The sequence below is a fragment of the Shewanella sp. 10N.286.52.B9 genome, from assembly GCF_002873635.1.
Classification (GTDB): Bacteria; Pseudomonadota; Gammaproteobacteria; order Enterobacterales; family Shewanellaceae; genus Shewanella.
Genome location: NZ_MCTY01000118.1, coordinates 1 through 604, shown reverse-complemented (window position 1 = coordinate 604; position 604 = coordinate 1). Strand labels below are relative to the sequence as shown.

The 604-nt window shown below is 39.9% G+C and carries 3 tRNA genes; all 3 read right to left on the bottom strand.

Annotation, left to right across the window (positions count from 1 at the left end):
- Positions 1-61 precede the first annotated feature (61 nt).
- The 3 genes from BCU91_RS07360 to BCU91_RS07350 all read right to left on the bottom strand — a co-directional run bounded on the left by BCU91_RS07360 (position 62) and on the right by BCU91_RS07350 (position 516).
- A tRNA-Met gene (locus BCU91_RS07360) sits at positions 62-138 on the bottom strand.
- A 114-nt stretch (positions 139-252) separates the two neighbouring features.
- Positions 253-329 (bottom strand) — tRNA-Met (locus BCU91_RS07355).
- A 110-nt stretch (positions 330-439) separates the two neighbouring features.
- Positions 440-516 (bottom strand) — tRNA-Met (locus BCU91_RS07350).
- Positions 517-604: the final 88 nt, after the last annotated feature.

Sequence of the window (604 nt, the reverse complement as noted above, 5' to 3'; positions counted from 1 at the left end):
GCTCCATCCCGCGTCCGATTTTAATGACTTTTTACAATAATACTTTAACTATAATACTAATTGGTTGCGGGAGCTGGATTTGAACCAACGACCTTCGGGTTATGAGCCCGACGAGCTACCAAACTGCTCCATCCCGCGTCCGATTATATAGTTCTATTAAGTTAAGAGGTTGCATTAGTTATATTATAACCAATGAACTTTGCCGATTTATATAAGTTAAGCTCGACGAATTGTCTGCTCAATTAAATAAATTGGTTGCGGGAGCTGGATTTGAACCAACGACCTTCGGGTTATGAGCCCGACGAGCTACCAAACTGCTCCATCCCGCGTCCGTACTTAATAGTGTGTTGTTTTTATTGGTTGTGATTAATGATTTGAATCAATAATACACATTAATAAAATTAACCAATTGAATTAATATTCAATTTGAAAATTTTATTGGTTGCGGGAGCTGGATTTGAACCAACGACCTTCGGGTTATGAGCCCGACGAGCTACCAAACTGCTCCATCCCGCGTCCGAATAAAAACTAACTTGCTTAAACTTCTCTTTAGCAACCATGATTAAATGATTGTAGGAGCTGGGTTTGAACCAACGACCTTTGC